This window comes from Salinimicrobium tongyeongense, from assembly GCF_026109735.1.
Lineage (GTDB): Bacteria > Bacteroidota > Bacteroidia > Flavobacteriales > Flavobacteriaceae > Salinimicrobium > Salinimicrobium tongyeongense.
On record NZ_CP069620.1, the window covers coordinates 1194263 to 1215330 of the forward strand.

The window sequence follows — 21068 nt, forward strand, 5'->3', positions numbered from 1 at the left end:
ATGAACTTTAAAGAAAATATTGATCCTTCAAAATTACCCAGGCACATTGCCATAATAATGGATGGCAACGGCAGGTGGGCAAAAAAGCAGGGATTAATGCGCGTTAAGGGTCATGAAAAAGGCACCAAAGCTGTTAGGGAAGTAGTAGAAGGCTGCGCAGAGATTGGGGTAAAAAACCTCACCCTTTATGCTTTTTCTACGGAAAACTGGAACAGGCCAAAAATTGAAGTGGATACCCTTATGAAGCTTTTGGTCTCCTCCCTTAAAAAAGAGATCAAGACCCTTCAGGATAACGACATCTCCCTTAATGCCATAGGCTGCCTGGACAACCTCCCATCTAAAGCTTACCGGGAACTACAGGAAGTAATCGAAAAGACTTCAGGAAACAAGAGGATGGTCCTCACCCTGGCCCTTAGCTACGGCTCACGGGAAGAACTCACCACAATGGTAAGGAAAATTTCAGAAAAAGTATCGGCAGGAGAGATTTTCCCTAAAGATATTGATGAATCGGTTATAAATAAGCATCTTTACACCCGCAAGCTTCCGGATGTTGATCTGGTAATAAGAACAAGCGGTGAACAACGCATAAGCAATTTCCTGTTATGGCAAATTGCTTATGCCGAATTATATTTTTCAGAAATACTTTGGCCAGATTACAGGAGAGAAGACCTGTATGAAGCCATTTATAATTATCAAAACAGAGAACGAAGATTTGGAAAAACAAGTGAGCAACTTAGTTAGTGCCTTAAAAACAAAATCTACATTAGCACTTTTGGCCCTTGGCCTTTTTATAAATTTTACTTCAGCAGCACAGGATCTGCCACTTGCCAACGGCCAGGAATACACGATAGGTGAAATAGAAGTTACAGGAAATGTCTCCTTTAACGAGCAAACCATTATTGCCTACACAGGTCTCAAAAAGGGCGAAAAAATCTTCATTCCCGGAGACCGCATTAGTAAAGTGCTTAAAAAGTTGTGGGATGTTGGATCCTTTAGTGATGTTAACATCTATGTTACCAATATTGAGGGTAATGTTGCCGATCTTGAGCTGGAAATTCAGGAGGTGCCTGCCCTGGCCAATGTGAGAATCCAGGGGATCAAGAAAAAGAAACAGGAAGAGTTTATAAAAGAAAATAAGCTTAACAAGGGCACAAAGGTTACAGAAAACCTTTTGACCACCACCAAGAACTACATTCAGAACACTTTTAAAGAGGAAGGTTTTCTCAACACAAAAGTGGCCATGAATACTGTGCCTGCGGAAGATACCCTTAACAGGAACACCGTTAACCTTGTGATCAATGTTGACAAGGGAGAACGCGTTAAGATCGAAGATATTGAGATCTCCGGAAATGAAGCTATTTCTGATGGTCGTTTAAAACGCGCCATGAAGAAAACCAAGGAACAAAAATTCTTCAGGTTCTGGAAACGCTCCAAATTTATTCCTGAAGAATATGAAGCCGACAAGCAAAAACTGCTTAGCATATACAAAGAAAGAGGTTACCGTGATGCCAGGATAGTTTCAGACAGCCTCATTCGCGTAGATGAAGACGATGTGGCACTGCATATCGATCTTGAAGAAGGAAACCGCTACTTCTTTGGAGATATAGAGTTTGTAGGAAATTCGGTTTATACCGACCAGGAATTAAAAAGAAGACTGGGAATAAGCAAAGGAGACGTGTACAACGGGGTGCTGCTTGAAAAGCAAATTGCCGACAATACCAAACCCGATGCAAATGACCTTACCAACCTTTATCAAAATAACGGGTACTTATTTTCTAACATCAACCCGGTAGAAGTTAAGGTATACAACGACACCATAGATTTTGAAATAAGGATCAGGGAAGGTAAGGTTGCCTACTTTGATGAAATTACCGTAGTAGGAAATGACAAGACTAAAGACCACGTGATCTTTAGGGAAATGAGAACCAAACCTGGGCACAAGTACAGCAAAGAAGCAGTGGTAAGAACCGTGCGGGAACTTGGCCAACTAGGGTTCTTTGATGCTGAAAACCTGACCCCCGATTTTAAGGAAGTAGACCAGAACAGCGGAACTGTTGATTTAGAGTATTCTGTTGTAGAAGCAGGGGCCAGCCAGATTGAACTTCAGGGAGGTTATGGCGGCGGAGGCTTTGTAGGTACTCTGGGGCTTTCCTTCAACAACTTTTCGCTGAGCGGACTTTTTGATAAAGATGCTTACAGACCATTGCCTATGGGAGATGGACAAACGCTTTCACTAAGGGCACAGGCAAGCACCTATTACCAAACTTACAGCCTTTCTTTTTCTGAACCCTGGTGGGGCGGAAAGAAACCGGTAAGGCTTTCAACTTCCCTGCAGCATACAGAACAGTATTTCTACGACTACAGGAACCGTGAAGCCGATAAAGACCGTAAATTCTCAATCTCGGGGATCACCCTGGGGCTTGCCAGAAGACTTACAGTACCCGATGACTTCTTTGTACTTTCTACGGCAGTTGCTTTTCAGCACTATAACCTGAGCAACTACAACACAGGACTATTTACCTTTGGTGACGGTTATTCCAATAACTTCTCACTCACCCTGGGGCTCACCCGCGACAACACCTTCAGCAACCCGATTTTCCCGATGGGAGGTTCAAAGTTTGAAATTATTGCCAAGTTAACCCCACCTTATTCTTTGTTTAACGACATTGATTATGCAAACCTGGGTGACCAGAAAGAATATCAGCTTCAGAATGAGAACGGAGTACTTATAAACAGTCAGGGAAGACCATTGAGAGACGGGGAAGACCCTGTACCAGATCAGGCAAAGATTGACCAGGAAAAATACAAGTGGTTAGAATTCTACAAAATTAAATTCAACGGTACATGGTTCACCAACCTGTATGACAAGTTAGTCTTGAGAACTCATGCCGAATACGGATTTCTTGGAGCTTACAACAATGACCGCGGGGTACCGCCTTTTGAAAGGTTTTACCTTGGGGGAGACGGGATGGGAACCTACAGCATGGATGGCCGTGAAGCTATTGCCCTTAGAGGATATCCCAACCAGTCACTTATCCCGGTTGACCGCGGCGTAATGAGCACTGCTACAGATAATGATGGTGCTACCATCTACAACAAATACTCTCTGGAATTAAGATATCCGATTACCTTAAAACCCACAGCCTCTATTTATGGCCTTACCTTTTTGGAAGCCGGTGCCTCTTTTGATGATTTTAAAGACTATAATCCTTTCCAGATCAACAGATCGGCAGGAGCCGGAATAAGGATATTCATGCCAGCCTTCGGATTACTTGGGATAGACTTTGGGTATGGATTTGATCCACTTCCTGGTGAGAGCAAGGCAAACGGATGGGAGACCCACTTTATAATTGGACAGCAGTTTTAATTTGGCACGGTATTTTCTATACACCCATTAATTATGAAAAAATCCATTCTTATACCACTTGCTTTTTTACTCGTTTCGGGTTTTGCTGTGCAGGCACAACAAACAGTAAGAATAGGTTATGTAGATATGGAATACATTCTTCAAAACGTTCCCGAATATCAGGAAGCCTCTGCCCAGCTTGAAAAAAAGGTACAGCAGTGGAAGAAAGAGGTGGAAACCGAGTTGAAGAGGATTGATAAAATGAAACAGGACCTCGCCAATGAAAGGCCTCTTTTGACCAGTGAATTGATCAAAGACCGCGAGGATGAAATAAGATTTGAAGAGAAAAAGATACTGGACTATCAGCAAAAAAGATTTGGTCCCAACGGAGATTTCATCACGCAAAAGCTACAGTTGGTAAAACCAATTCAGGATCAGGTTTTCGTAGCAGTTCAGGAAATTGCCAAAAACCGGGATTATGATCTTATCTTTGACAAGTCGGCAGACGTAGTGACCCTTTTTGCGGCAGACAGGCTTGATGTGAGCGACCAGGTACTAAGAAGCATTACCAGGGCCTCAAACAGAAGAGAACTGGAAACGCGGCAGGAAAAAAGAGAGCTGATAAGACAGGAAGCCAAAACTGTTGAAGAGGAAGAGGTGCTTTCAGAAAGAGAGCAGCTGCAACTGGAGAGAAAACAGGAAAGAGAGGCTTTGCTTGAGGAACGAAGAAGACTAAGGGATTCTATTCGAACCGCGAAAAATGAAGAGGCAGAGAGGCGCCGGGAAGAGATTCTCAAAGAACGCCAGAGAAAGAAAGATTCCGTTGCAAAGGCCAGAGAAGAAATCAGGAATAATTAACAGGATATAAGAAACTTAGACAACAAATAATTCAACAATTAAATAATCAATTTTAAACATGAAACAATTCAAGACCCTTCTAATAGCTGTAGCTTTAATCTTTGGAGCAACTTCTTTTGCAAATGCACAATCAAAGGTAGCGCATATCGCTTCACAGGAATTGATTGAGCAAATGCCAGGCTACAAAGCTGCAATGAACCAGTTGGAAAAACTTCAGAAAACCTATGATACTCAAATTAAAGAGATGGTTACTGAAGCTCAAGGAACCATGAAAAGATATGAGTCTGAAGCTCAGACCAAGACAGACGAAGAGAACCAGAAAAGAGCTTTAGAGCTTCAACAAACTCAAAGATCTATAGGGGAGTACCGTCAGACTGCCGAGCAGGATCTTCGTCAAAAGGAAGTAGAACTACTTAAGCCGGTATTTGAAAAAGCCCGCACCACTATTCAGAAAGTAGCCCGTGCAAAAGGATATGACTATGTGCTTGATTCTACTACCGGAACCGGACTTCTTATGGCCGATGGTTATGACTTAATGCCAGACGTTAAAAAAGAACTCGGAATTTAATTCCACCAAAATATTCTGTAAAAACTGCGCATCATTGATGCGCAGTTTTTATTTTTACAGGAATGAGCAAAGACAAGCCTATAGGTATTTTTGATTCGGGGGTGGGCGGCACCTCCATCTGGAAAGAGATCCACCACCTGCTCCCCCTGGAACACACGATTTATTTAGCCGACAGCGCCAACGCTCCCTATGGAGAAAAGCCTCCCGAGGAAATTGTAAGGCTAAGTGTAAAGAACACCGAGAAATTGCTCGACATGGGCGCCAAAATCATTGTGGTGGCCTGTAACACCGCTACCACAAACGCCATAGTGCATTTGAGAACTTCTTATAACATCCCGTTCATTGGGATTGAACCTGCCATAAAACCTGCTGCTTTACAAACCCGCGCCAAGTGCATTGGGATCCTGGCCACCAAAGGAACGCTCTCCAGCACACTTTTCGCAAAGGCGTCAGATCTATATTCCAAAGATAACAAGATCGTTGAGGTGGTAGGAAAAGGCCTTGTGCAAAAGATTGAACAGGGGCAAAAAGATGCCCCGGTTGTGCAGGGTATGCTTTCCCAGCTGCTGGAGCCCATGGTAAAAGCCGGTATAGATTACCTCGTGCTGGGCTGCAGCCACTACCCTTACCTAATCCCCACCCTCAAGAAAATACTTCCGCCCCACGTGCAGATCATAGATTCGGGCATGGCCGTTGCCAAACAAACCCGTGTTGTTCTGCAAAGCCTTGACCTGCTCACTGCAGAACAGCAAAAAATCCCCGAATTCTTCAGCAATGGCGATCCTGAAATTCTTAGAAACATCATCCCGGCTCCTCAAAATTCTTTTAAAGTCAGTTTTATGGATTTCTAACTGCAAATTGAATCGTTCTAAATAAGCACCAGAAAACGAACAGAAAATCGTATTTTTGCCAAAATTTCGACATGAAAAACATCAGCATAAATATTCAGCCTACTACCAGGCCCACCATTGTAAAGTTTGAGGCCAATGTTTTTTTGACAAAACATGAAAGCTTTGAATTCAACAACATAGAAGAAGCCGGGCGTTCTCCTCTGGCCCAGCAGCTATTCCATCTTCCTTTTGTAAAGAAGGTTTATATAGCACAAAATTTTGTGGCTATAGAGAAGTATAACATAGTACACTGGAAAGACGTACAGGAGGAAATCTCTGAACAAATTGAAACCTACCTCAACAATGGCGGCACTGTAGTGACTCCTCCACAAGAGGAAATCAAAAAAGTACCCGTCACGGTTTACGCTGAAAGCACACCAAACCCAACTGTAATGAAGTTCGTTTCAAACAAGAAACTGGTACTGCAAAGCCTGGAATTTAAAAATATTGATGAGGCCAAAAATGCCCCTTTGGCTAAGGCTTTATTCCATTTTCCTTTTGTAAAGGAAGTTTTTATAGATGAGAATTACCTCTCCATCATGAAATATGACATTTCTGAATGGGAAGAAATCACCCAGGAACTCAGGGAGTATATCAGGGAATACCTGGAACAGGGTAAAGACGTACTGCTTGAAAACAGCGACCAGCCTTCAGCTACCAAACCTGAAGGAAAAGAACCCATAAAAAAGGTTGAACTGGATGATACTTCAAAAGAAATTGTGGCTATTCTCGATGAATACATAAAACCGGCTGTTGCCAGTGATGGAGGCAATATTTTATTTGAGAGTTATGATCCGCAGGACAAGCTTGTAAAGGTAATACTTCAGGGAGCCTGCAGTGGCTGCCCTTCTTCTACCATGACCCTCAAAAATGGCATTGAGACCATGCTTAGAGACATGCTGCAGGGCAGAGTAGACTGCGTGGAGGCCATAAACGGATAAGCAAATTCACACAGACACTAAAATTCCTGCACTTTAAAAAATCTCAGGACTAAAAAACCCTCAAAAATGGTGTTTTTTAGTCCTGTTCTTTTTGTGGCAAGCCTGTAGAAAACCTCGTGGTCTCAACCGCAATATTGAATTCCCGGTAAAGCTCTAGAAGGTTCATGGTAGAAGTGATGAGATCGCGGGTTTCCAGTAAGAGACCAAAGTAAAGTTCAGAGTTTCTCGGGCTACTTTCGGTAGTTCTAATTCGTTTGATCTGTTTTTCTATAAGCTCGCCCACGTCGTTAAGCAAGGCCTGTTTACCGGCTAAAACCACGTCTATTCTGGCAAAATCCTGATTCGCGAAAATATCCTCAATCTCATCAAACAGGGCCTGCATCTTGTCATCTACCCTTTTTAGGTCCCTAATTTGATTAAACTTGAGGTTCTTGTGATTATTATTCACATGGTTGTAACTATTGCGGGTAATGTAGCCTATAGATTGTACAATATCCTGCAGGTAGTCGAGTATAAGAATGTAGAAACGATTTGAGTCGAGAGATTCTTCCTCAATGCTTTTTATGAAATAGAAGACATTGCGCTTAAGTTCGTCTATTTCCGATTCCAGTTTTTTAATCGACTTTTTATTCTTTTTGAGTTTGCTCTTGTCATAATATCCAAGGTTCTTGACAGTTTTGGTAAACATCTGGTTTACCCCGCATACTATACTGGAAATGTTCTTGGAGCTTTCCCCTACAATGTCGTTAATGGTGCTGATATCATTTCTTCGGAAGGGCTTTTTCAGCTTTTTTTCCTTCTCCTTTCGGGAATGAAGCACAAAGCTGCGGGCAATGCTAAAAATGGCCAGCCCTATAAGAACGGTGATGGCTATGATCCCTCCGAAGTAAATAATCGCGGCAAAGATTGCAGCCGCCGAAAAAGCCACCAGCGCGGTTACAAACCACCCGCCAATCACATTCACCACCCCGGCAACACGATAAACAGCACTTTCCCTATCCCAGGCCCTGTCGGCCAGTGAAGTTCCCATAGCCACCATAAAGGTAACATAGGTTGTTGAAAGTGGCAATTTGAGGCTGGTTCCTATAGAGATCAAGATACTGGCAACCACAAGGTTCACTGAGGCCCTAACAAGGTCAAAAGCTGGGGTATCTTCAGAATCACGTGTGAAAGCACCGGGCTTCTGAAATTTTTCATCAATTTTTCTGCTTACCGCCCTTGGTGTAATCGCTCCAATCACATTACCCAGTAATACCGAATAGCGAACAATTCCGCGGGAAAGAAAATTAGGATCAAACCTCTCGGTCACTTCCCCCTGCCGGGCAAGGTTTACGCCTGTCTCTACCACGTTACGGGCTTTTCGGGAAAACCACAGGGTAACTACCATCACGGCACCCGCCACCAGCAGTAAAAAAGCCGGGGTGGCCACCTCGCCCTGCAAACCACTCATCAAAAATTCTGAAGGCAAAGTGCCCGAGCTGGCATAGGCTGCCTGCCATAGTTCAAATGACTGCCAGGCCGCAATGGGAACACCAATAAAATTCACCAAATCGTTACCCGCAAAGGCCAGGGCAAGAGAAAAGGTTCCCACCAGAATGATAAACCTCAAGATATGGGTTTTGAACAGGCTCATTAAAAGCTGGGAAATTATGGTAAAAACCACCAGGCCAGCCGCAAGGATAATCAGCGTATTATTGTCAAGATAGTTTAGGAAACCTTCAGAAATAAATGTAACCGATTTAAGGCCTTTCAGCAATATAAAATAAAGAATAGCAGTAAGGGATACCCCTCCAAAAATGGCACCTGCGTACTTAATTTTCTTTTCAAACTGAAATGAAAATATAAGCCGTGAAAAATATTGCACTATGGCCCCAATGAGAAAAGCAATGACCACAGCCATTAGAATTCCCACAATGATCTCTGTAGCTTTGGAAGTATTGATATAATTAAAGATATCTCCATAACTTCCGGAAGAATTATAAATCTTGATCACGGCCACACTCACCGCGGCACCCAAAAGTTCAAATACTATAGAAACCGTGGTGGAGGTGGGCAGCCCCAGGGAGTTAAAAAAATCGAGCAGCAGCACATCGGTGATCATCACGGCCATAAAAATGATCATGATCTCTTCAAAGTAGAACTCACCCGGCATAAAAATCCCCTTTCGCGCCACTTCCATGATGCCACTTGAGAATATGGCCCCTACCCCCACTCCCACACTGGCCACAATAAGGATGGTCTTCATGGAAAAGGCACGGGAACCTATAGCCGAACTCAAAAAGTTTACAGCATCGTTGCTCACTCCAACAACCAGATCGGTCACTGCCAGGGCAAACAGGGCGACCAGCATTACAATGTAAATATCTTCCATTAGGAAAAGCGGGTTTTGCTACTGCAAAATAAGGATAATTTAAAGAAAGTTGCTGAAAGCTTTTCCTTAATGCAAAAAGCTCAAGGTTTAACAGTTTCTTGTCAAAAGCCCCCTTTAGATTTTTGTATATTGATAATCAATAGATTAAAATAAATTGCTAACCTAAAAAAAGAATGTATTATGGCGGTAATGAAAGTACTGGAAATTATGGCCAACTCTGAAAAGAGTTGGGAAGAAGCCGTAAAAAATGCAGTAAAGACTGCATCAAAATCTGTGAAAAATATACGGTCTGTTTACGTAAAAGATCAAAATGCCAATGTTGAAGGGGATACTATTACAGACTACCGGGTGATTGTTAAGATCACCTTTGAAGTAGAAGCCTGATTACAGGCATAGTTTAATTAGTTAACTGAAGCTGTCTTAAAAGCTAAAAGCCAATCCTGAAATATTTCAGCAAACCCATATATCTGATTTTTTTCAGAAGTAAAGAAATCTGAAATAATTAGGTTCAGGAGGTTCAAAAAAGGGCTTTTGAGGCAGCTTCTCCGTTTGGAAACGAGTCGCTCATTTTTTATTAGCAGTATTTTAACATTCTCTAAGCGCATAAAAAAAGCCGATTGTCCCACCTTTGCATCAAATTATTAATGTAAATGGAGGAAATTACCAATCTAAAGGCCATATCTAAAGAATATCTTGAAAAGTTCATTGCTTTTTTGCCCGATCTTGTGGGTGCCTTACTCTGGCTGTTCATTGGCTGGTGGCTCATCAAGATCGTTATAGGTTATCTTAAGAAGTTTTTTCAGAAAAGCAACCACGACCCGGCACTGGTAAAATTTCTCCTCAACCTTGCCAACGGCATTCTGCTAGTGCTTTTGATCATTAGCGTAGTAGGAATGCTGGGTATAGAAACCACTTCATTTATTGCCATTTTAGGGGCCGCAGGTCTTGCTATAGGCCTTGCATTACAGGGCTCACTGTCAAATTTTGCCGGCGGGGTGCTAATATTGCTGCTAAAGCCTTTTAGGCTGGGAGACTGGATTGAAGTAAACGGTATCTCGGGAAGTGTAAAGGATATTTCGATGTTCTATACCAAACTCAATACCTTTGGCAACCAACTGGCCATTATTCCCAATGGGGAACTTTCTAACGAGAATATCATTAACTATTCTGCCGAAGACAAAAGAAGGGATGCCATAACCATCGGTATTTCTTACGACAGCAACATAAAACTGGCCAAAGATGTGCTCATGAACCTGCTCAAAGAACAGGAAGATATTCTCGAAGATCCTGCACCTGCGGTAGTAGTGACCGAGCTTGCCGACAGTTCCGTAAATCTTTCCGTTAGGTTCTGGGCCAAAAATGATGTTTTTTGGGACCGCCACTGGTATACTATTGAAGAGGCCAAAACCCGACTTGAAGCTGCCGGTATCTCCATTCCGTTCCCGCAGCGAGACATTCATTTCTTCAACCACAGCAAGGAAGAGCAGAGTAGTTGACAGTAATGACTTACGACTTCAAAGTTTATGGTTTGTGGTTTAGATTTTTTTTCAAACTACAGCCATAAACCTTAAATTTTGAACTTTAAAGCCTAACCGGCCATAAAATCTTTGAGGTAGTACGGCTCAAAATAAGCCACGTCTTCAAATTTTTGCTTCTGAAATTTTTCTGCAGCGAGAACTGTCATTTCTGCCGCCGAGGGTAATTTCCCTTCAATGAAAGTGGCATTTGGATGGGTACAGATCTTGCTGAACTTTTCCACTCCGCTTCCAATAAAAGTAACTGCGGCATTTTCAAGATATTTTGAAAAAGAATCTTCGGAAAGGATCTGCGCCCGGGTATCGAATACTTTGCGGTAATCGGCAGTAAACCCGGCGGTGTAGACCTCCATCCTTCGGGCGTCTAAAAGGGGAATAATGAAGCCGTCTTTTTCCTGTTTCACCTGTAAAGCCAGGGACCTTAGCGTGGCGATGGAGATCAACGGCACATTAAGCGCAAAGCAGAGGCCCTTGGCGGCCGAAACACCAATTCTAAGGCCTGTGTATGAACCCGGACCTTTGCTCACCGCAATGGCATCGAGATCTTTGGCTTCCACCTCGTTCTCCCGCAAGATCTCCTCGATAAAAAGGTGTAGCCTTTCGGCGTGCGAATAATTATTGCTGTAGTCTTCTTTTAAAGCCAGCAACTTTCCGTTATTTTCGAGCGCTACCGAACAATTTGTGGTAGCTGTTTCAATACATAGAATCACGGCCGAAAGGTAAGAAATTATTCTTTTTCTCCTTTGACTTCCCCTTTCACTTCTACCTTGTCTCCGGGCTTCAGAATTTTAGTAACGGTGTTATAGGGCCCGGTAATCACCATTTCCCCGGTTTCAAGACCTTCTTTGATCTCTATCCTGGCATCATCCTGTATTCCTGTTTCTACTACCCGTACTTTGGCCTCATCGCCCTCTTTGACATACACGGTCTCAAAAAGCTCATCTAAAGCTGCATTTGCATCAGCAGGCTTTCGGCTTCCGGCACTTGTATCGGCTTTGACCACTACTGCGCTAATGGGCACCGCTATAACATCATCCCTCCTATTGGTAATGATATCAACTGTGGCCGTCATCCCAGGTCTAAATGGGGAGAAATTTTCTGGTTTCCCTTCGAGAAGATGATCGTAAGATTCCTTTACAATCTTCACTTTCACCTTAAAATTGGTCACCTGGTCGGCAGTTGCTGTTGCATTGGCCGAATTTGAAATTTCTGTCACCACGCCTTTGAACTCCTGCTTGAGGTAGGCATCAACCTCAACTATGGTAGAATCTCCAATAGAGACTTTAACAATGTCGTTCTCGTTTACATCAACTTCCACTTCCATATCGCTAAGATCGGCCACTCTTAAGATCTCGGTTCCTGCCATTTGCTGTGTCCCCACCACTCTTTCACCAAGTTCGGCATCAAGAGAAGAGATGGTACCACTCATGGGAGCGTAAATATTTGTTCTCCCTAAATTTTCAACGGCTTCATTCACACTGGCCTCGGCACTGCGCACACTGTAAAAAGCCGCCTGCCTGTTGGCCTGTGCGCCTTCATAAGCCGAAACGATCCTGTCCCATTCGGCTTTGGAAATAATTCCTTTTTCAAACAGGGTCTGGTTTCTCTGGTAATTTGATTCAGCTTCTTTTAATGATGCTTCGGCCTGCGAAAGACTTGATCTTACATTCTGAAGTCCTGCCCGCACCCTTTCAAGGTTAGACTGGTATATTTCAGGATTTACCCTCACCAGAAGATCTCCTTTTTCTACCTGCTGCCCTTCTACTACCGGAAGTTCAATTATTTCTCCTGAAACTTCCGAAGAAAGTTTTACCTCAACCTCGGGCTGAATTTTTCCCGTGGCTGAAACCTTCTCAATAACGTCATACCTCTGTACCTCTGTAACCTCAACTTCCTTGAAATTCCCCGATTTGCCAAACCATCCTGCTTTTTTACCCACGATGAGCAGAACAATAAGAACTACGGCAACCCCGACAATAATATAAATAGTTTTCTTCTTCATTATTTAGAATTTAAGGTCTGTGATGGGCACTCCAAAATATAGCTCCAACACTTTTAATTTAAAAATATAATCGTATTTGGTTCTAACTACTTCACTTTCGGCATTCTCAAGGTTGAATTTCGCCTGGCTAAAGTCAAAGGCATTGGTCATCCCCACATTATAGCGCTCTGTAGCATATTCGTATGCCTGTTGCTGAGCTTCTCGGGCCACCAGTGCAGCTTCGTAAGCTTTTAAAGCCCCTCGGGCATCGGTATAAGCCTGGTAAACATCTGCCTCAAGGTCGAGTTTGGTCTGTTCCATCTGGTACTCGGCCCTTAGCACGTTTACTTTGCTCCTTTTTACCTGGTTACGGGTAGAGAATCCGTTAAAGAGAGGTATATTGAGCTGTACCCCATAAGAGATCCCGTCGTTGAGTTGCAGCTGTTCAAAAAACGGAAGCGGGTTTCCTAGCTCGGTGACCATGTTTGGCGCCACCACTATTTCTTCTGTATTCTGAACAAAACCTATCTGGCGGTAAGGCTCATCGGGGTCAAGACCTGCCGAAATAAGCCTTCCGGCACCCGACTCCCTGGTGTTATAATTAAAAAAGGCATTTAAGGTTGGCCAGTAAGCCCCTTTGGATATCTCCACTTCTTTTTTTGCAAGTTCGGTATTCATTTCGGCTACCTTTACTTCGTAGCGCTCTTCTTCTGCCGATTCAATAACTTCGGATACCGGCACATCGAGGATCTCATTCCCAAAGACATCATAATCCCGATCGGCGATATCAAAATTTTCGTAATCTTTAATGAGCAGGGTTTGAGCGAGAGCTATCAAAGATATCTCGATCTGGTTTTCGGCCACGATCATTCGCTGTACCTCATTGGCCGATGTGGCTTTGATCTCAAGCAGGTCGCCCCGCGGCAAAGAACCGGCCTCTACCAGGGCCTCTGCCCTTTCGAGCTGCTCAAGGGTAATTTCGTGCTGAGACTGGATCACCTTCAGGTTTTCTTTATTAAAAAGTACCTGCAGGTAAGCATTGGCAACAAACAGGGCAATATCGTCTTTCATTTGCTCCAACGAATATTCGCTCGCCAATTTTGCCATTTTAGCGTACTGATACTGCTTAAAATTCCGCAGCCCGTCAAAAAGGGTTAATCCGGCAGTTACTCCTGCGGAAAAGTTCCGTGTGGTTTGCGTCTGAAGTATCCCGGTGGTGACATTTTGGGTAAGACCCGTGTTCCATGAATTGGAAGCCGACCCGTTTACTGAGGGCAGAAAATTTCCGAAGGCATCAGTGATCTGAATATCGGCCAGCTCAACATCAAGCTGAGACTGTTTCACGCTTATGTTATTCTCAAGTGCGTATTCTATACATTCCTGGAGCGTCCATTCCTTTTGTTGGGAAAAACCCAGAAAGGAAGAGGAAAGGAAAACTGCAGTTAATAAAAATCTTTTCATAATGGTAGTTGTAAAATATAAGTCTTTTAAGAACCTGTTTTGTTACAGCAGCACAAAATCTATTGCACCTGTGCGGTAGGGTTCACGGGTTTTAGCTGGTTCCAAACCTTGATTTTGTCGTTTGCCGTAATGCCATCTTTTATTTCTACAAAAATGCCATCGCTTACCCCCAGCTCAACTTCCCTACGCTCAAACTGCTGATCTCCTGTGGCAACTTCAACAAAAGGCTGCTGCGTTTTAGGGTCAAACTGGATTAGGGCTTCCCTAAGGGCAAGGACATTCTCGGCTTTTGCGAGAATAATGGAGGCATTTGCACTTAAGCCGGCCCTTATAAAGGTAGTATCGGCTTTGTCGAGGGTGCCCTCAATATCAAACTGAATGGCCCCGTTTTCCTCCACTCCTTTGGGCGCTATATAATCAAGTACCGCGTTAAAAGTCTTATCTTCAATGGCACCCACGGTAACCTCAAGCGGCAGGTCTTCCTTTATCTTACCAACTTCACTTTCATCTACCTTTCCCTCAAAGATCATTTTATTCACATCGGCAAGCACAGCTATAGTAGTTCCGTCATTAAAGTTGTTACTTTCAATCACCTGGTTTCCTACTTTTACTGGAACATCGAGCACCATACCTTCTACTGTAGAACGAATCATGGTGTTGGCCGCAGTTCCAAGGCCACTGGTGGTTCCCGTGCGCACAATTTCGTAGTTCTGCTGCGCAGATTTGTAATTCTGTTCTGCCCTTTTGTAAGTAACCTGGGCATTATCAAATTCGTTGGTCGAGATCACTCCTTTTTCAAAAAGAGATTTTTGACGCTCAAAGTTTTTGGCTTCATTATCAAAATTGATCTTCGCTGTTTGCACTGCATCTTTGGCGTTCTGCAAAGAAGAAACATTAGGGATCACCCTAATCTTTGCAATCTGGTCTCCTGCCTTTATACGATCGCCGGCCTCAATGAATATCTCTTCAATGATCCCTGAAATATTGGGCTTAATAAGAACTTCTTCTTTAGGAACAATATTCCCGGTCGCCACTGTTTTCTTCACAATGGTTTTTTCTGAAGCCTGTTCGGTCTCATAAACTGTTGGATCTTCCTGATTTTTTGCATACAGGTAGTATAGAGCTCCGGTAAAAGCTACTGCAATTACCACCAGGATCAGGATCGTTACAATTCTTTTCATTCTGTTTCTGTTTATTTTTAATCTATTCTGTTCTTAAGGCATCTACGGGTTTGATCCTGATTGCATTTTGCGCAGGAATCAAACCGGCCAGCAAGCCCGAAATTATTAATATGGCCAGAGCGGTTATGACCACCCCCAGGTTTACACTCGGGTTAAGAAACATCATTTTTGAAGTATCCATTCCGCTCAAAGCTTTGTTCACCAGAGCTATAACCCCTGTAGCGAGAACTATTCCTGCCATGCCCGAAATAATGGTAAGAAATATAGACTCCATGAGGATCTGCCCTCTTATGGCCCATGGGGTTGCACCAAGTGCCCGCCTTACGCCAATTTCATTTGTTCGTTCCTTCACAACAATCAGCATGATGTTGCTTATTCCAATGATCCCCGACAGCAGCACGAGGATTCCCACGAAGTAAGCCACGCCCTTTAAAGCCACAAACAGGCCGTTGATCTTGTTATACTCTTCAAAAAGGTCAAAATTCCCTACTGCCCTGTCATCTTCGGGATGTATGGAGTGCCTGGTTTTGATCACCTCTATCACATCATCCTTCAGGTTGGTAATAGACGCCCCGTCCTGTGCCGTGATGGCCATCCAGCCCACGTTGTTGCCCATATTGAAAGCCTGTGAAAAAGCTGTGAACGGAACGTAGATCTGTTTTTGATTTTCTTCGGCATTCCCGTTATTGCCTTTCTTTTTATAAGTGCCAATCACCATAAAATTGACGCCGCTAATCTTTAAGTAAGTGCCCAGAACTTCTTCCCCCGGCTCGTAAAGTGTAGTACGCACGCCTTCCCCTATCACGGCAACTTTCCGCTTGTCGTTGATGTCCGAATAGTTCAGGAACCTGCCTGAAGTGATATCCATTGGCTCCTGCTGAATGATCTCGGGATAATCTCCGTAGACATTAAAAGCTCCCGTATTAAGGCCTCTTACCACGTTATTACCTCCGCCAAATCCCCCCAGCTGGTTACGGGGAGAAACAAACCTCATATTTGGCACTTCCCGTTTTATGGCGGCCACATCTTCTATCTTAAAATTGTACCTTCTCCCTTTTGGCAGGCCCTTATAGGGTTTTGAAGTTACCTGGGTCCACATGAACATAGAATTGGTAGCCATTCCCCCAAATCCCTGTTTCACTCCATTCTCCAAACCTTTACCTGCAGCTAGCAGGATAACGAGAATAAAAATTCCCCACAGTACCCCAAAGGCAGTGAGCAGGGTCCTGAACCAGTTAGCACTTAGAGCTTCGAGTATTTCGTCCCAGTTATCTCTACTAAACATGCTTATTCATCTCTTAATGCTACAATAGGTTTGATCTTTGCCGCCCTGTAGGCAGGAAAGAAGCCTGCAAGCGCACCGGCAACTATAAGTATGATCACTGTAGTAAGCGCTACCCGGAAATCAACCGACGGATTTGCTATAAAATTTGTCTCTATAAGCGGCCCCACGAATTCTAGCAGGGCTAAACTTCCTATAAGCCCCACCAGCCCGGCAATGGCAGTTACAAAAATAGATTCATGCAAAACCATTCCTATGATCGACAAGGGTTCTGCCCCCAGGGCTTTTCTTACCCCTATCTCGCGGGTTCGCTCTTTTACAATAATGAGCATGATGTTGCTTACCCCTACAATTCCTGCGATAATGGTACAAATACCCACGCCCCAAAAGAAAAATTTGATCATATTGATAAGATCATAGAAGCGCTTCATGTTCTCGAGAGAATTGTTGATGATCACAGCCCTGTCATCTTCGGGGGCGATGCTGTGCTGCTCTTTCAGGAATTGTTCCAATTCTGAAGTAAACTTGTTGGAGGCGGCAAGTGCTGCATCGAAATTCTCCTCTTTTTCGAGGGTAAAGGCCATGTTGTTGATGTAATTCTGACCATTGAAAACACGCTGCCCGGTAGATAAAGGCACATACACCCGGTTCTCCTCCCGCTCCCCTCCGGGATCTGTGAACACCCCTACTACTTTAAAATTTATTCCTGAAATCTCGAGGTAGCGTCCAATAGGGTCTTTCCCTTTAAAAAGGTCATTGCTCACCCTGTTCCCAATCACTACTACCTTTTCATAATTTTCATGATCTGAATAGTTGATGTAGCGCCCCTGGATCATACTGCTGTTTTCGAGAAACTGGTAATCTGGCAGCACCCCCTCTACTCTGTAAGATCCCGATTCTTTCTTGTAGGTCACTACTCCATTCCAGATCCTGTACACAGAAGATTTATATTCCAGTTCGTTCTCATATTTTTGGGCAGGGGTTTGAAAATCGGTATTCTTCAGCCTAATATTTCGCCCGGGGTTAAGCCCTTTGTGCTCCACAGATGTAGTACCTGTCCATATATAAAGGATATTGGCAGCATCGCGTTCAAATTCCGAAGAAATCCCCTTCCGCATACCTTCTCCCAGGCCAAGTAAGATCACGAGAATAAAAATCCCCGAGGCTACCGAAAGCCCTGTGAGAAAGGTTCGCAATTTGTTTTTGCGTATGGTTTCAAAGATTTCTTCCCAACGCTCAAGATCAAACATGTTGCAGTGCTTTTACCTGATCTACTTTTTTATCATCTATAATCAAACCGTCTTTGAGGTTGACGATGCGTTTTGTCATTTCGGCAATATCATGCTCGTGGGTAACTATGAGAATGGTTCGCCCCTCTTCATTGATCTTCTGAATGAGATCCATCACCTCATAAGAAGTAGCCGTATCTAAGGCTCCGGTAGGTTCATCGGCCAACAGCACTTTTGGATCACTTGCCAGTGCCCTGGCTATCGCAACTCGTTGTTTTTGCCCTCCCGACAATTCATTGGGAAGGTGTTGTGCCCAGGGAGTAAGCCCCACTTTATCAAGGTAGGCCATGGCACGCTCTATTCTCTCCCTGCGTTTCATCCCCTGATAGTACAGGGGCAAGGCCACATTATCGAGCGCAGTTTTGTAATTGATAAGATTGAATGACTGAAAGATAAACCCGAGAAACTTGTTGCGGTAACGGGCAGCAATCTTTTCATTTAGATTTTTAATGGGGACGCCATCAAGGGTGTAAGTACCACTGTCGGCTTCATCGAGCATCCCAAGGATGTTGAGGAGGGTAGATTTGCCAGAGCCCGAAGACCCCATAATAGAAACAAGTTCCCCTTCGGCAACATTAAAGTTTATTCCCTTAAGTACATGAAGGGAATTACTTCCAGTTTTATAGGATTTATGCAAATCTTTGATTTCAATCATACCGGGTGTAATTGAGATTACTTAAGACGGGACGCACCCATTAGACTTGCAAAAACCGGAAATGTTACACTATTCCAAAAAAGATTTCAGAAAATGTCATTTTTGAAAGGAATAGCGTTATTCCCCTGTACTTGCTTTTTTTCTGGATTTCCAAATAAAATAGGCTACCCCGGCCATTAAGAGATAAGGAAAGATCATGAGGTACATAATGCCGTCATTGATCCCTTCCGCAGTAGATTGTCCCTGTTCTGTTTCCAGTACAGCTCGGCACATAGCGCACTGCGCCTCTACGTCAACCGAAAGGAAAAGGATGAAAATTGCAGTAAGAAAAATTCTTGTTCTCATAACTTAGTAATAAGGAGCCATGAACAAATACACCAGCACCCCGGTTACCGCCACATACAGCCAGACAGGATAAGTGTAACGGGCAATTTTTCGGTGCTTTTCAACTTCCCCTGTGAGCCCGCGGTACATGGTGAACAACACAAGAGGCACAATAATCGCCGAAAGCAGGATATGAGTGATAAGGATAAAGAAGTAAACGTACCGCAGCACGCCTTCGCCGCCATAAGGCACTGGCTCGTTACTTATTTTTGATATCACGTAACTCACCAAAAATACAGCGGAAAGAAAAAAGGCTGAGATCATAAGATTTCTATGCCATACCAGCTCCTTCTTTTTCATTGCGTAATAGCCTGCTATAAGAAACAGGGCAGTGAAGAAATTAAGCACGGCGTGAAATAGCGGGAAGTTCTTAAAGCTTCCGCCTAAAACATCATAGCGCTCTGGCAGATACATCAGGATGAGTACTGCAACCGGCACTAAAATAGACACCACCAAAATGGTGGGTACCATTACTTTATCTGCACCTCTATTTACCATCTACAAGTCTTTTAGCATCAGCAATAAGCATATCAATTTGAGGCTCTTCCTCACCTGGCTCCACCACGGCATTGCGCGGCACAGAACCTCTGTAATAAATTATGGGGTTCCCAAAAGAGTCTTTTCGAGACCTGATGTACCCCTCACGGTCTACCAGCGCAAAATACCCCGAATGCGCAAAACCACCCGCGGCATTTTCATCTTCGCCGGCATAGATATTAAACCCTGAATTGGCAAGCTCGTAAATATCTTCCCGTTTCCCGGTCAACAAGTGCCAGTTGTCATGGGTGATATTATTATTGGCAGCATAGGCTTTGAGCACCTGCGGAGTATCATGACGTGGATCTATACTAAAGGAAGCTATCCCAAATTCGTCATTTCCGGCAAATACCTCCTGCACCTCAACCAGGTTTTCTTTCATAATTGGGCAAATGGTAGGGCAGGTAGAAAAAAAGAACTCGGCTATGTAAACCTTCCCTTCGTAATCTTTGTTGGTAATGGTATCTCCATGCTGATCTACAAATTTAAACGGGGGCACCTTCTTTCGCTCTTCATTCACCATAATATAATCCAGCTCCATGTTGGCGGCAGCGCGTTCTTCCCTGCCATTTGACCGGTTTGAGGAAACCATTTCTTCCTCGTTTACCCTGTCAATGATCTCGGGAACCACTATGATCCCAAAGATCACCACCACCAGGAATAAGCCTATGTACGAGTAATTTTTCATTGATCTTCAGTATTCTCTTTATTGTATTTTTTGAGCTCCAGGCGATATTCGGCCAGGATTACCTTAACATCGTCGGTCATTTTATTGTTTAGAACGTAAATGGAGCCGGTATCATATCCAAAAAGTTCGTTCCCGTCATCATCTTTATCCCTGCCACGCAGCTTCCCGTCTTTATCTATAATGAAAACATTGGGAGAAGAAAGGTCATTGTTAAGCTCAAGATTGGTATTGAGACTGTCAAAAAGGGCGTTGATCTCTTCGGAAGAACCGGTCACAAATTTCCATTTTTTGAGATCTATGACCTTGGAAATTTTTTGCTTCAGTTCTTCTACTTCAGCCTCGCTTCCTTCGGGAACTACAGAAACAAACTGAAAGTCGTTGAACCCGGCATAAGGATCATAGATCTTCTCGGCCAGGTGATAGGCGTTGTTCATATAATCTATGGGCTCAACCCCCGGAAAACCAAGAATAGTGATCTTGTTATCAAAACTCACTTCCTCTTCGCCGCCTTCAAGGCTTCTGAAAGATTCTAACTGATAGATTTGCTGAGTAAGAACAGGCAGGCGGGCAAAGTTATTAACTCCTGAAGCGAAGAACAAATAAGCTCCCAGGGGAAGTGCAAAAAGCACAAAAATGACAAAGAATTTTTTCATATTACCTTTACGGAAAGATGTGCACAAAAATAAAAAAAGGCGGTCTTAAAACCGCCTTTCCTTAATGTTTTAACTTTTAGAAATCCCAGGCAACCTGCCCCCGCTGCATTACCTCGTGAACATAATCTCCTTCAGTAAGAAGTATAAAGACAAGGTAAACAATAAGAAAACCTGCCGTCCAGACCACAGAGCGCCTTAACCCCTTGGTCTCGCCCTCCATGTGCATGAATGCCCAGGTGATATAATAAGCTTTCCAGATAGTAAGAACAATGAATATCCAGTTGATGAGCTTTAAGCTAACAAAATAGGTATGCATCAGGAAGTCTGGCTTGATGATCCCCAGAATAACTTCTACAAGAGTGATGATGGAAAGGATGATAAATACCGTCCAGATCCTTTTTGAATTCGATTCGTGTGCGTGTGTAGTATCGTGTGCCATTTTTATACT

The 21068-nt window shown here is 43.5% G+C and carries 21 protein-coding genes; 8 read left to right on the plus strand and 13 right to left on the minus strand.

The window, feature by feature from the left end:
* The 6 genes from uppS to JRG66_RS05270 all read left to right on the plus strand — a co-directional run bounded on the left by uppS (window position 1) and on the right by JRG66_RS05270 (window position 6603).
* Window positions 1-741: an undecaprenyl pyrophosphate synthase gene (gene uppS, locus JRG66_RS05245; RefSeq protein ID WP_265164743.1), complete on the plus strand. Its 741-nt coding sequence runs from the start codon at window positions 1-3 to the stop codon at window positions 739-741.
* Complete coding sequence (gene bamA / locus JRG66_RS05250; protein ID WP_265164744.1) at window positions 674-3367, plus strand: outer membrane protein assembly factor BamA; 2694 nt, start codon at window positions 674-676, stop codon at window positions 3365-3367. Before uppS ends, bamA begins: the two co-directional genes overlap by 68 nt.
* Window positions 3368-3400: 33 nt before the next feature.
* Window positions 3401-4204: an OmpH/Skp family outer membrane protein gene (locus JRG66_RS05255; RefSeq protein WP_265164745.1), complete on the plus strand. Its 804-nt coding sequence runs from the start codon at window positions 3401-3403 to the stop codon at window positions 4202-4204.
* Window positions 4205-4262: 58 nt separating this feature from the next.
* Window positions 4263-4772 carry an OmpH/Skp family outer membrane protein gene (locus JRG66_RS05260; RefSeq protein ID WP_265164746.1) on the plus strand — a complete coding sequence of 170 codons (510 nt, stop codon included), beginning with the start codon at window positions 4263-4265 and terminating at the stop codon, window positions 4770-4772.
* Window positions 4773-4834: 62 nt separating this feature from the next.
* The gene (gene murI, locus JRG66_RS05265; RefSeq protein ID WP_265164747.1) at window positions 4835-5623 is read left to right on the plus strand and encodes a glutamate racemase; all 789 of its coding nucleotides are present in this window, start codon (window positions 4835-4837) and stop codon (window positions 5621-5623) included.
* A 71-nt stretch (window positions 5624-5694) separates the two neighbouring features.
* Window positions 5695-6603 carry a NifU family protein gene (locus tag JRG66_RS05270; RefSeq protein ID WP_265164748.1) on the plus strand — a complete coding sequence of 303 codons (909 nt, stop codon included), beginning with the start codon at window positions 5695-5697 and terminating at the stop codon, window positions 6601-6603.
* Between the two features lie 76 nt (window positions 6604-6679).
* On the opposite strand, the gene JRG66_RS05275 is transcribed toward JRG66_RS05270, so the two are convergent.
* On the minus strand, window positions 6680-8974 hold the full coding sequence (locus tag JRG66_RS05275; protein ID WP_265164749.1) for an inorganic phosphate transporter: 2295 nt from the start codon (window positions 8972-8974) through the stop codon (window positions 6680-6682).
* Window positions 8975-9154: 180 nt separating this feature from the next.
* On the opposite strand from JRG66_RS05275, the gene JRG66_RS05280 reads away from it, so the two are divergent.
* Both JRG66_RS05280 and JRG66_RS05285 read left to right on the plus strand, forming a co-directional pair.
* The gene (locus tag JRG66_RS05280) at window positions 9155-9358 is read left to right on the plus strand and encodes a dodecin family protein (protein ID WP_265164751.1); all 204 of its coding nucleotides are present in this window, start codon (window positions 9155-9157) and stop codon (window positions 9356-9358) included.
* A 266-nt stretch (window positions 9359-9624) separates the two neighbouring features.
* Window positions 9625-10470: a mechanosensitive ion channel family protein gene (locus JRG66_RS05285; protein WP_265164752.1), complete on the plus strand. Its 846-nt coding sequence runs from the start codon at window positions 9625-9627 to the stop codon at window positions 10468-10470.
* 92 nt (window positions 10471-10562) lie between these two features.
* Here JRG66_RS05285 and tsaB read toward each other — a convergent pair whose 3' ends face one another.
* The 12 genes from tsaB to JRG66_RS05345 all read right to left on the minus strand — a co-directional run bounded on the left by tsaB (window position 10563) and on the right by JRG66_RS05345 (window position 21059).
* On the minus strand, window positions 10563-11219 hold the full coding sequence (tsaB, locus tag JRG66_RS05290; RefSeq protein ID WP_265164753.1) for a tRNA (adenosine(37)-N6)-threonylcarbamoyltransferase complex dimerization subunit type 1 TsaB: 657 nt from the start codon (window positions 11217-11219) through the stop codon (window positions 10563-10565).
* A 17-nt stretch (window positions 11220-11236) separates the two neighbouring features.
* Window positions 11237-12511: an efflux RND transporter periplasmic adaptor subunit gene (locus JRG66_RS05295; RefSeq protein WP_265164754.1), complete on the minus strand. Its 1275-nt coding sequence runs from the start codon at window positions 12509-12511 to the stop codon at window positions 11237-11239.
* Window positions 12512-12514: 3 nt separating this feature from the next.
* Window positions 12515-13951 carry a TolC family protein gene (locus JRG66_RS05300; protein WP_265164755.1) on the minus strand — a complete coding sequence of 479 codons (1437 nt, stop codon included), beginning with the start codon at window positions 13949-13951 and terminating at the stop codon, window positions 12515-12517.
* A 59-nt stretch (window positions 13952-14010) separates the two neighbouring features.
* A complete protein-coding gene (locus tag JRG66_RS05305; RefSeq protein WP_265164756.1) occupies window positions 14011-15132 on the minus strand; it encodes an efflux RND transporter periplasmic adaptor subunit in 1122 nt (373 codons plus the stop codon).
* Between the two features lie 22 nt (window positions 15133-15154).
* A complete protein-coding gene (locus tag JRG66_RS05310) occupies window positions 15155-16417 on the minus strand; it encodes an ABC transporter permease (RefSeq protein ID WP_265164757.1) in 1263 nt (420 codons plus the stop codon).
* 2 nt (window positions 16418-16419) lie between these two features.
* Entirely contained in the window at window positions 16420-17664 is a 1245-nt protein-coding gene (locus JRG66_RS05315; protein WP_265164758.1) for an ABC transporter permease, read from the minus strand.
* Window positions 17657-18358, minus strand: a complete 702-nt coding sequence (locus JRG66_RS05320; protein ID WP_265164759.1) for an ABC transporter ATP-binding protein — start codon at window positions 18356-18358, stop codon at window positions 17657-17659. The genes JRG66_RS05315 and JRG66_RS05320 overlap by 8 nt, the downstream gene beginning before the upstream one ends.
* Before the next feature lie 117 nt (window positions 18359-18475).
* The gene (locus JRG66_RS05325; protein WP_265164760.1) at window positions 18476-18703 is read right to left on the minus strand and encodes a CAMCR motif-containing small membrane protein; all 228 of its coding nucleotides are present in this window, start codon (window positions 18701-18703) and stop codon (window positions 18476-18478) included.
* Window positions 18704-18706: 3 nt separating this feature from the next.
* Window positions 18707-19240: a DUF420 domain-containing protein gene (locus JRG66_RS05330; RefSeq protein ID WP_265164761.1), complete on the minus strand. Its 534-nt coding sequence runs from the start codon at window positions 19238-19240 to the stop codon at window positions 18707-18709.
* Entirely contained in the window at window positions 19230-19967 is a 738-nt protein-coding gene (locus tag JRG66_RS05335; protein WP_265164762.1) for an SCO family protein, read from the minus strand. Before JRG66_RS05335 ends, JRG66_RS05330 begins: the two co-directional genes overlap by 11 nt.
* Complete coding sequence (locus JRG66_RS05340; protein ID WP_265164763.1) at window positions 19964-20620, minus strand: thioredoxin domain-containing protein; 657 nt, start codon at window positions 20618-20620, stop codon at window positions 19964-19966. The genes JRG66_RS05335 and JRG66_RS05340 overlap by 4 nt, the downstream gene beginning before the upstream one ends.
* Before the next feature lie 76 nt (window positions 20621-20696).
* Window positions 20697-21059 carry a cytochrome C oxidase subunit IV family protein gene (locus JRG66_RS05345; protein ID WP_265164764.1) on the minus strand — a complete coding sequence of 121 codons (363 nt, stop codon included), beginning with the start codon at window positions 21057-21059 and terminating at the stop codon, window positions 20697-20699.
* Window positions 21060-21068: the final 9 nt, after the last annotated feature.

Bases quoted from the DNA above. Each gene is read 5' to 3' on its own strand.
- JRG66_RS05295 (WP_265164754.1), bottom strand. From the start codon at position 12,511: ATGAAGAAGAAAACTATTTATATTATTGTCGGGGTTGCCGTAGTTCTT.
- JRG66_RS05315 (WP_265164758.1), bottom strand. From the start codon at position 17,664: ATGTTTGATCTTGAGCGTTGGGAAGAAATCTTTGAAACCATACGCAAA.
- JRG66_RS05345 (WP_265164764.1), bottom strand. From the start codon at position 21,059: ATGGCACACGATACTACACACGCACACGAATCGAATTCAAAAAGGATC.
- JRG66_RS05340 (WP_265164763.1), bottom strand. From the start codon at position 20,620: ATGAAAAAATTCTTTGTCATTTTTGTGCTTTTTGCACTTCCCCTGGGA.
- JRG66_RS05325 (WP_265164760.1), bottom strand. From the start codon at position 18,703: ATGAGAACAAGAATTTTTCTTACTGCAATTTTCATCCTTTTCCTTTCG.
- JRG66_RS05305 (WP_265164756.1), bottom strand. From the start codon at position 15,132: ATGAAAAGAATTGTAACGATCCTGATCCTGGTGGTAATTGCAGTAGCT.
- uppS (WP_265164743.1), top strand. From the start codon at position 1: ATGAACTTTAAAGAAAATATTGATCCTTCAAAATTACCCAGGCACATT.
- JRG66_RS05255 (WP_265164745.1), top strand. From the start codon at position 3,401: ATGAAAAAATCCATTCTTATACCACTTGCTTTTTTACTCGTTTCGGGT.
- JRG66_RS05335 (WP_265164762.1), bottom strand. From the start codon at position 19,967: ATGAAAAATTACTCGTACATAGGCTTATTCCTGGTGGTGGTGATCTTT.
- JRG66_RS05285 (WP_265164752.1), top strand. From the start codon at position 9,625: ATGGAGGAAATTACCAATCTAAAGGCCATATCTAAAGAATATCTTGAA.
- JRG66_RS05270 (WP_265164748.1), top strand. From the start codon at position 5,695: ATGAAAAACATCAGCATAAATATTCAGCCTACTACCAGGCCCACCATT.
- JRG66_RS05275 (WP_265164749.1), bottom strand. From the start codon at position 8,974: ATGGAAGATATTTACATTGTAATGCTGGTCGCCCTGTTTGCCCTGGCA.
- JRG66_RS05280 (WP_265164751.1), top strand. From the start codon at position 9,155: ATGGCGGTAATGAAAGTACTGGAAATTATGGCCAACTCTGAAAAGAGT.
- JRG66_RS05310 (WP_265164757.1), bottom strand. From the start codon at position 16,417: ATGTTTAGTAGAGATAACTGGGACGAAATACTCGAAGCTCTAAGTGCT.
- JRG66_RS05330 (WP_265164761.1), bottom strand. From the start codon at position 19,240: ATGGTAAATAGAGGTGCAGATAAAGTAATGGTACCCACCATTTTGGTG.
- bamA (WP_265164744.1), top strand. From the start codon at position 674: ATGAAGCCATTTATAATTATCAAAACAGAGAACGAAGATTTGGAAAAA.
- murI (WP_265164747.1), top strand. From the start codon at position 4,835: ATGAGCAAAGACAAGCCTATAGGTATTTTTGATTCGGGGGTGGGCGGC.
- JRG66_RS05320 (WP_265164759.1), bottom strand. From the start codon at position 18,358: ATGATTGAAATCAAAGATTTGCATAAATCCTATAAAACTGGAAGTAAT.
- JRG66_RS05300 (WP_265164755.1), bottom strand. From the start codon at position 13,951: ATGAAAAGATTTTTATTAACTGCAGTTTTCCTTTCCTCTTCCTTTCTG.
- JRG66_RS05260 (WP_265164746.1), top strand. From the start codon at position 4,263: ATGAAACAATTCAAGACCCTTCTAATAGCTGTAGCTTTAATCTTTGGA.